Genomic DNA, 8,609 nt, shown 5'->3' with positions numbered 1-8,609 from the left:
GACCAAAAACTTAAGGTGGTTATAGCGACGGGGCTCACCTCTTACCATTCCGAACAGAGAAGTTAAGCCCGTTAGCGCCGATGGTACTGCACTCGTGGGAGAGTAGGTCGCCGCCTTTTTTGAAAGCTCTCTACTATCCGTGGAGGGCTTTTTGTTTTTATATGGTTTGAAAAGTGACCGTTTCCCAACAAAAGTACATTTCCGGTATCCTTCGAATTGGGTTTTAAGCAGAATGTATTGCTTTTATCGTTTCTGGATTATAATCTATGTCGTTCTGTAGAGCTCTACAGCCATTTCTTTCTCTTGAAATAGTAGAGCATCCCCAAGAATATCAGTATCATTACGCACCACAGTATGTAGTACCCGTATTTGTAATGGAGTTCTGGGATGTGGTCGAAGTTCATCCCGTACACACCAGCAATGAAGCTTAGGGGGATAAATATGGTTGCTATAATTGTAAGCACCTTCATCACCTCGTTCATTTTATTGCTTATTGCCGTCATGTACATATCCATCAAACTCCAAATCATTTCACGGTATATTTCTATGGTATCGGATAATTGGATAATGTGATCGTACACATCACGGTAGAATTGAATATTTTTATTTTGTATCAGATTATGTTCACTCTTTTCGATGCGACTAATAATTTCACGAAGAGGGAACATTGATCGGCGTACTTTAAGAAGCTCTCTTTTTAAAAGTTGCACCTGTTGACTTATATTGTCTTTAAACTCTCCATCAAAAAGTACGGTTTCTAAATCTTCTATCTTATTACCCATAGTTTCAGCTACCAAATAATAATGATCAACAACTGAATCTATAAGGGCAAAGAGTAGGTAGTCAGAACCCATATGTCGAATACGACCCTTTCCGCTGCGGATACGCTCTCTTACCGAGTTAAAAACATCACCTTCTGATTCTTGAAAAGATAATACAAAGTTTTGTCCCAGAACAAAGCTGACTTGTTCTATGATTATATTTTCATCATTATCATAGTACAGCATTTTTAGAATAACGAATATATAGTCCTCATATTCATCAATCTTTGGTCTTTGTGAGGTGTTTACCATATCCTCAAGGATTAGAGGATGTAACTGGTATTGATCTCCTATTTTTTCTATCGCATCAGTATGGTTAAGTCCGTTAACGTTAATCCAAGTTGTAGTATCCGTCGATTTAAACTTAATTATTTCATCTAGACTTTCTATTTCAGTTTCTTCAAGTTCAGAATCATTGTAATCGAAAACATCAATTGAAAGTTTTTCCTTGGCTTTTTTTCCAGTGTAAATAACAGTTCCAGGTGATAGACCAAGGTTTTTTTTATAGTGAGAAGTACGCTTTTTGGACATTGATATGTGTAATTACTTTATAAATATAATATTTATATGGCATCAGCTCCTTCATCCATGGCGTCTTTTTGAATAAGTGTAACGGCTTTTTGTAAGATGAGATTGTTAGGATAAGTAATTAAATCACCATCATCGGTACGAAGATGTAAATGAAAAGCTCTAATATCTTCAATAATAGCCTTTATAGGGTAGTCTTTATCGTGAATCATGATTTTGTCACCCACCTTATAAGGAAACGAGAAAAACATGATCACACCTGAAGTTATGTTGCTAAGGATAGACCAAATTGCAAACAAAGCAATACCTATCACGGCAAATACTGATGAAAATATCAGAGAAATTTGCTCCATCTTAACACCAAGGATAAAACCTTCAATGAGTAGCCCTATTGCAACGAGTAAAAATGTAACATAGCGAGCAACAAGGCTAACCCTTGCTTCAGTAATATTACTTTTAAAACCGATACGCTTAATTGTTCCTTTTATGATTAAGTTGGTAATAAGTATTACAGAAATTAATATAAGGGAATAAATAAGTTCCTTTTTATGTAGGATAAAAAAGTCTTGCATATGGAGATTACTTTAAACAAAGATACGCTAAAAGTTGTAGTAGAGATTTTTACTACACTACTAAATCTTTGAAAAAGTAACGGAAGGGGTTGCCTACTGAACAATATCCATTAGGTTTTCATAAACCAAATGAACCGGGAGTCCAACCACATTAAAATAAGAGCCTTCTATTTTGGTAATGCCTATTTGGCCTATCCATTCCTGAATACCATAAGCACCAGCCTTATCAAAAGGCTTGTATGTTTTTATGTAATAGTTTATTTCTTCGTCCTTAAGCTGCTTGAAAGTGACTTTTGTCGTAGCATTAACCGTTTTTTCATAATTGGGAGTAGTAAAACATACAGAAGTTATAACCTCATGTGTGGTTTCACTTAAGGATTTTATCATGGCAAAAGCATCTTCAGGAGATGTTGGTTTTCCAAGGGCTTGGTTGTTATGCCAAACAATAGTATCGCTGGTAATTAAAATCTCGTTAACTTCTAACTCATCCTTAAAGGGAAGGGATTTTAACTGAGCTAAGTAATCACTAATTTCAAAATGCCTTAACCGATTAGGATATTCCTCTTCAACTGGTTTTAAACGAATTTCAAAATCAATCTCCAAGTCCTTAAAAAACTGTTGTCGTCTAGGAGAACCAGAGGCTAAAATAATATGATAATCTTTGAGTTTTTCTTTAAGCATTAAGTCAGGATTAATGGGTACAGCAATAAGGAAAGCATACCCGTTAGCATGACTAATTTAAGAATGTTACTGATATAGTGAAAGTCTTTTTTAGTTGTTGCTGAAAAGGCTTTGATGGCAGCGTAGATTAAAGGACCTAAGATAGCCGCCAAGAAATAAATAACAGCAATTGGTTGCTTGTATAAATAGGTAACAATATAGTAGCTTACTCCTATAATAGGGATAAATAATAGACCAAAAACAACTTTTGATGCTCTTTCACGGCCTAATACTATGGGTAGGGTGTTCATACCCGCCCTATGATCCCCATCCACGTCTTCGGTATCTTTCACAATTTCACGAATCAAGTTTATAATGAATGCAAATATGGCGTAGTCCAAAATAATTTTAAAAAAAGTAAACTGAGTGGATTGATTTTGTTCGTTAATAACCGGTAATAATTCAAAAAGGCCTACAACTATTAAGCTTAAGGCCACCAATGCCGCAATAACAATATTTCCAACAAGTAATGTTTGTTTAAGGTATGATGCATAAACATAAAGCAAAGCGGATATTATTACAAATATGGCAAAGAAATTACTGCGACCAACCAAATGAGAAAGGTAAAACCCTACAGCTACTCCTACTACATTAAAAGCAATAAACCAATTATAAGCTGTTTTCTCGCGGATTTTTTTGCCTACTATGACTTTATCAGGTTTATTGATTAAATCAGTATCTACATCGTAAATATCGTTAATGATATTCCCTGCGGCAGTAATGCAAAGCGTTGCGATTACCAAAAGGGAAAATCCAAACCAATTTAGGGTGAAATCGATATTAAAAGGTTCGAACAATGCGTATTTAATAAGAACTTGAACCAAGGCAATCATTAGTAGGTTCTTCCAGCGAATAAGGTTAAGTATGGGCATGTTTTCTTTTAAGGTTATAAAAGGAATTAGTTTTTTAATTTGTATTATTTAGTCGTATTTAGCATCGAAGTTTTGGCTCCATTTACCTTGAACCTTCAATACCTGTTCTATTATATCGCGAACACAGCCTTTTCCTCCATCTTTATGGGATACGTATTTGGAAATAGCTTTAATTTCCGGAACGGCATCCTGAGGGCAACATGGTAAACCTACCTGTTGCATTACAAAATAGTCAGGAATATCATCACCCATAAAAACTGCTTGTTCAGGCTTGATGTTATAAATATCAAAGTATTCATCAAGTTGCTCGGTTTTATCATGAGCTCCCAAATAAATATCGGTAACTCCCAATCCTCTTAAACGTTCGCGAACACCTTCGTTAGTACCTCCTGAAATAATACAAACATTAAAACCTGCTTTAAGAGCAGATTTAATGGCAAAACCATCCTTGGTGTGCATAGTGCGTAACATTTCTCCAGAAGTTGTCAATGAAATGGTTCCGTCAGTTAGGACACCATCTACGTCAAAAACGAAAGTGGTGATATCGTGTAGGTATTCTTTATAGCTTCTATCTTCCATGTGTCTTTTTTATTGAGGCTGTTAGCTGTTTGTAAATGGCTTTATGCTCTTCGTTTTCTATTAGTTTTAAATGACGTTTTATAGTCTTTTTATCGTTGCGTTTGGCTGGCCCGGTTTGGGCCATATATGGTGACATGGTTTGCACTTTTTTGGCAGTTTCCATAATCAACGGTTTAAGGATATCAAAGTCGATACTTTTCGAATCACTGATTTCATGAGCAATACGGTACAGTTGATTGGTGAAATTATTTACATATACAGCTGCCAAATGAAGGGTTTGGCGTTGCTCAGTGTTTATTCTGTACTGTGGACTTCCTATCGCTTCTGCCAATATTTTAAGTATAGATCTATCTGGTTTTTCCAGCACTTCTATACAAATGGGGACTTGTGAAAAGTCAACTTCAGCGGCTTTACTGAATGTCTGTAAAGGATAAAATACACCTCGCCTTAGTTTTTTGTCAAGATCGTGAACATTTACACTACCAGAGGTATGTACTACCAAACGGTTTTCAAACGGCAATTGGCTTGATAGCTCGGCTACAGCATCATCAGAGACTGAAATAATGTAAGCATCGGCTTCCTTTAAATCATTTAAATTATCTGTAACATCAACTTTGTTTTTAAAGCTTTCTATAGATTGTAAATGTCTGTTGTACCATTGAACAACATTAACAGTTTCACTATTGTAAAATGCTTTGAACAGATGAGTGGCCACATTGCCAGCTCCAAGTATAACTACTGAAATCATGTGGCTAAAATAAGTAAGTCGCACGTTATAAAAAAGTTTGAAAGCCTATCTTTGTAGTAATGAACAAGCCTGACATTAAAAACCGCGAAGACATCTTTAGAATGGTGTCCGTTTTTTACTCAAAAGTGAGTCAACATGAACTGTTGGGGCCTATTTTTAATTCGAGTATTTCTGATTGGAATGCTCATCTTAAGCATTTAACTACCTTTTGGGAGTCCAGCTTATTTATGGATACCAAGTATTTAGGTAATCCGTTAGATGTTCATGTTAAGATAGATAAGGTTAATGAAAATAGTATTACCCAAGAGCATTTCGGGCAGTGGCTAAATTTATGGGTTGCTACAATTGATGAGCATTTTGAGGGTGAGGTGGCCAATCGTGCTAAAACCAGAGCAAGAAAAATGGCAAGTTTCATATATATTGCGATATTTCAAGCGCGACAAGAGCTGAAGGATAAGGCATAAAGTCCAATAATTTTAACGGTTTTTTTAACATATCCTTTCTTGGCTACGATACCTAAACCAACTAAAATGGTTACCTTTGCACGACCCTAAAAACAGGCTTTTTAATCATGCAAAATAAACTCGCCAAGATTCTATTCTCCACCAGACTTACAGCTATTTTATTTATTGTTTTTGCTGCCGCAATGGCCATAGGAACCTTTATGGATGCAGGGCAGGAAACATCTCCAACAGCTTATACAAGAACATTGATATACAATACTTGGTGGTTCGAAGCCATTATGGGGATTTTTGTTATTAACTTCATAGGTAATATTGTTAGGTACAAATTGCACAAAAAGGAGAATTGGGCAACACTAGTTTTACACTTGTCCTTTATTTTTATTCTATCAGGTGCTTTTGTAACACGATACATTGGTTATGAGGGAATGATGGCCATTCGTGAGGGAGCTACGGAAAACAAATTTTTATCTAGAGAGACTTATATCACAGCTTATATTGATGGAAATTATGAAATAAACGGTGTTCCACAACGATTGCCGTTGGAGAAAAAAGTTGATTTTTCAGGGAGATTGGATAATGAATTTGCTATCCATACCAAATACGATCAGCAACCTGTTAGCATTGAGTTGGAGCGTTTTGTTGAAAATGCAGAAGAAGATGTTATTGCTGATGATAAAGGGGAAGAGTACCTAAAGTTGGTTGAAGCTGGGGGAGGTGCTCCTCACAATCACTTTCTAAAAGTTGGAGAGATACAAAGTATCCACAATGTACTTGTGGCTTTAAATAAACCAACAGATGGCGCCATTAATATTACTTATAATGAGGATGGTTTAAGTATTCAATCTCCTTTTGAGGGTGAATATATGACCATGGCCACTGGTGCAACAGGCCGTTTGGTAAAAGATAGTATCCAACCATTACACTTGCGTTCACGCTATATTATAGGAAACATGCAAATGGTATTCCCCAAACCAGTTGTAAAAGGTGTTTTTGATATCGTTAAAAAACCACAAATCCTTAAAGGGGATGAAGATGGTGTGGTGTTAAAAGTAACTACCGGAGGAGAAACTCAAACTGTTGGATTATTGGGAGGAAAGGGAACCAACAATGCATTTAAGCAAATTAAAATAGGTGGATTGGATATAGCTCTTAAATACGGAGCAAAAGTATTGGAGTTGCCATTTGAAATTAAACTAAACGACTTTATTGCAGAGCGCTATCCTGGAACAGAAAAGAGTTTTTCTTCGTTTGCGAGTGAAGTAACAGTTTTAGATAAAGAGCAAGGTGATTTTGATTACCGTATTTTCATGAACCACATCCTGGATCACAGAGGGTACCGTTTTTTCCAATCTAGTTACGATCCAGATGAAAAGGGAACAGTACTATCTGTTAACCATGATTTCTGGGGGACTTGGCTAACGTATATTGGATACTTTTTGCTGTACGCAGGTTTATTGGCGATATTGTTCGCTAAGGGAACCCGTTTTGGTCAGTTGAGAAAAGGTCTTCAAAAAGTTAAGGAGAAGAAAACTCAAGTGCTTACCGTATTTTTCTTAGGTTTTGGATTAGCTGGTTTTGCTCAACACTCGGAACAAGATGGACATGACCATACTTTTAGTATTCCTACTAAGGCGCAAATCGATTCAATTTTAAGAGCCAACATAGTACCAAAAGACCATGCTGATCTTTTTGGGCACATGGTAATTCAGGATCTAGGAGGACGTATGATGCCTGTTAACACCTATGCATCAGAAATGTTACGTAAGGTAAGTAAGCATGATACTTATGAAGAGTTCGATGCTAATCAGGTGTTTCTTTCCATTCAGGAAAGTCCGTTATTGTGGTACAACGTTCCAATTATCTATTTAAAGGCAAAAAAGGCTGATTCCATTAGAACCATTATCGGTTTGGATAAGAATGAAAAGTATGCCACTCTTGCCGATTTCTTCACAGATCACGGAGCATATAAGTTAGGGCCATATTTAGAGGATGCTTATAAGTCTCAACAACCAAATGCTTTTGAAAAGGAGTTTAGGGAAACCGATCAAAAGGTGAACCTATTGTACAATACTATTGAAGGACGTTCATTGAAGATTTTTCCAGTACCGGGAGATGATAACAACAAATGGATATCTTCTGCGGAGTACCGAAATGAAGATTATAAAATCAGAGATTCACTTTACGGAAACTTTATCAATAGTGGTTTTAGTGCTTATTTATTCACATTAAATGAAGCGAAACAGTCAGGGAACTTTAAGCCAGCGGAAAAGTTGTTGGAATCGTTTAAAAAGACCCAACAGAAATTTGGAGCATCTGTAATGATTTCAGATGATAAGGTTAATACAGAGATTCTTTATAATAAGTACGACATCTTTAAAAAACTGTTCAGTTGGTATTTATATGCTGGTACTTTATTGTTTATTATTCTAATTGTTCAAATTTTTAAAGACAAGAGTAAAGGATTAGCCTTAACGGTCAAGATTTTCAAATGGATTATTTTAGGGTTGTTTGTGCTGCATACAGGTGGATTAATTGCCCGTTGGTATATTTCGGGTCACGCACCTTGGAGTGATGCTTACGAATCCATGATATATGTGGCTTGGGCAACAATGCTTTTCGGATTGATATTCGGGCGTAAAAGTGATTGGACAGTTGCAGCGACGGCTTTTGTAACTGCAATGATCTTAATGGTTGCACATTGGCAATGGATGGATCCTGCCATTGCTAATTTGGTTCCTGTTCTTAACAGTTATTGGTTGATGATTCACGTAGCGGTAATTGTTGCTAGCTATGGTCCTTTTACATTAGGAATGATTTTGGGAGTAGTTGCTTTGCTGCTAATGATATTCACCAATCAGGATAACAAGAAAAAAATGAAGCTCAATGTTAAGGAGCTTACCATTATCAATGAAATGGCTTTAACGGTTGGATTGGTTATGCTAACCATTGGTAATTTCTTAGGAGGTATGTGGGCTAACGAAAGTTGGGGACGTTACTGGGGATGGGATCCTAAGGAAACTTGGGCGCTTATTAGTATTATGATTTATGCTTTTGTGATCCATATTCGCTTAGTACCTGGCTTGAGAGGAAGATGGTTATATAATATCATGTCGATAATAGCTTTTGGAAGTATTATGATGACCTACTTTGGTGTGAACTTTTACCTAGCAGGACTGCATTCATATGCAAGTGGAGACCAAATTGTAAGTTTAAAATTCATTGGTGTTACATTAGCTATAATTGCTGTATTGGGGTATTTTGCTCGTAGAAAATACGTTCAATTCTATAAGAAATAAGCGAAAGGG

At 36.3% G+C, this 8,609-nt stretch carries 8 protein-coding genes and 1 rRNA gene; 3 read left to right on the top strand and 6 right to left on the bottom strand.

The window, feature by feature from the left end:
* Positions 1-11: 11 nt before the first annotated feature.
* Positions 12-119: ribosomal RNA gene (rrf, locus tag PWU04_RS08670) — 5S ribosomal RNA — on the top strand.
* A 165-nt stretch (positions 120-284) separates the two neighbouring features.
* Here the strand turns inward: rrf and corA are convergent.
* The 6 genes from corA to PWU04_RS08640 all read right to left on the bottom strand — a co-directional run bounded on the left by corA (position 285) and on the right by PWU04_RS08640 (position 4,840).
* Positions 285-1,352 carry a magnesium/cobalt transporter CorA gene (corA, locus tag PWU04_RS08665; RefSeq protein WP_274475652.1) on the bottom strand — a complete coding sequence of 356 codons (1,068 nt, stop codon included), beginning with the start codon at positions 1,350-1,352 and terminating at the stop codon, positions 285-287.
* 32 nt (positions 1,353-1,384) lie between these two features.
* The gene (locus PWU04_RS08660) at positions 1,385-1,921 is read right to left on the bottom strand and encodes a mechanosensitive ion channel domain-containing protein (RefSeq protein ID WP_274475650.1); all 537 of its coding nucleotides are present in this window, start codon (positions 1,919-1,921) and stop codon (positions 1,385-1,387) included.
* A 93-nt stretch (positions 1,922-2,014) separates the two neighbouring features.
* A complete protein-coding gene (locus PWU04_RS08655) occupies positions 2,015-2,602 on the bottom strand; it encodes a Maf-like protein (RefSeq protein WP_274475648.1) in 588 nt (195 codons plus the stop codon).
* On the bottom strand, positions 2,602-3,513 hold the full coding sequence (locus tag PWU04_RS08650) for a geranylgeranylglycerol-phosphate geranylgeranyltransferase (RefSeq protein WP_274475647.1): 912 nt from the start codon (positions 3,511-3,513) through the stop codon (positions 2,602-2,604). The genes PWU04_RS08655 and PWU04_RS08650 overlap by 1 nt, the downstream gene beginning before the upstream one ends.
* A 48-nt stretch (positions 3,514-3,561) precedes the next feature.
* Positions 3,562-4,092, bottom strand: a complete 531-nt coding sequence (locus tag PWU04_RS08645) for a KdsC family phosphatase (RefSeq protein WP_274475646.1) — start codon at positions 4,090-4,092, stop codon at positions 3,562-3,564.
* The gene (locus tag PWU04_RS08640; protein WP_274475645.1) at positions 4,082-4,840 is read right to left on the bottom strand and encodes a Rossmann-like and DUF2520 domain-containing protein; all 759 of its coding nucleotides are present in this window, start codon (positions 4,838-4,840) and stop codon (positions 4,082-4,084) included. Before PWU04_RS08640 ends, PWU04_RS08645 begins: the two co-directional genes overlap by 11 nt.
* A 59-nt stretch (positions 4,841-4,899) precedes the next feature.
* Between PWU04_RS08640 and PWU04_RS08635 the strand changes: the two genes are divergently transcribed.
* Positions 4,900-5,304, top strand: coding sequence for a group III truncated hemoglobin (locus PWU04_RS08635; RefSeq protein ID WP_274475644.1), 405 nt, complete (start codon positions 4,900-4,902; stop codon positions 5,302-5,304).
* Positions 5,305-5,411: 107 nt separating this feature from the next.
* Positions 5,412-8,600, top strand: coding sequence for a cytochrome c biogenesis protein CcsA (ccsA, locus tag PWU04_RS08630; RefSeq protein WP_274475643.1), 3,189 nt, complete (start codon positions 5,412-5,414; stop codon positions 8,598-8,600).
* Positions 8,601-8,609: the final 9 nt, after the last annotated feature.

It is taken from the genome of Mangrovimonas aestuarii (assembly GCF_028767185.1).
Taxonomy (GTDB): Bacteria; Bacteroidota; Bacteroidia; order Flavobacteriales; family Flavobacteriaceae; genus Mangrovimonas_B; species Mangrovimonas_B aestuarii.
Note: the sequence above shows the minus strand (reverse complement) of the source record. Positions and strands in the feature narration are given on the sequence as shown.

What these genes read in the sequence shown, in the direction of transcription:
- corA (WP_274475652.1), bottom strand. Translation starts at nt 1,352, where the DNA reads ATGTCCAAAAAGCGTACTTCTCACTATAAAAAAAACCTTGGTCTATCA.
- PWU04_RS08660 (WP_274475650.1), bottom strand. Translation starts at nt 1,921, where the DNA reads ATGCAAGACTTTTTTATCCTACATAAAAAGGAACTTATTTATTCCCTT.
- PWU04_RS08655 (WP_274475648.1), bottom strand. Translation starts at nt 2,602, where the DNA reads ATGCTTAAAGAAAAACTCAAAGATTATCATATTATTTTAGCCTCTGGT.
- PWU04_RS08650 (WP_274475647.1), bottom strand. Translation starts at nt 3,513, where the DNA reads ATGCCCATACTTAACCTTATTCGCTGGAAGAACCTACTAATGATTGCC.
- PWU04_RS08645 (WP_274475646.1), bottom strand. Translation starts at nt 4,092, where the DNA reads ATGGAAGATAGAAGCTATAAAGAATACCTACACGATATCACCACTTTC.
- PWU04_RS08640 (WP_274475645.1), bottom strand. Translation starts at nt 4,840, where the DNA reads ATGATTTCAGTAGTTATACTTGGAGCTGGCAATGTGGCCACTCATCTG.
- PWU04_RS08635 (WP_274475644.1), top strand. Translation starts at nt 4,900, where the DNA reads ATGAACAAGCCTGACATTAAAAACCGCGAAGACATCTTTAGAATGGTG.
- ccsA (WP_274475643.1), top strand. Translation starts at nt 5,412, where the DNA reads ATGCAAAATAAACTCGCCAAGATTCTATTCTCCACCAGACTTACAGCT.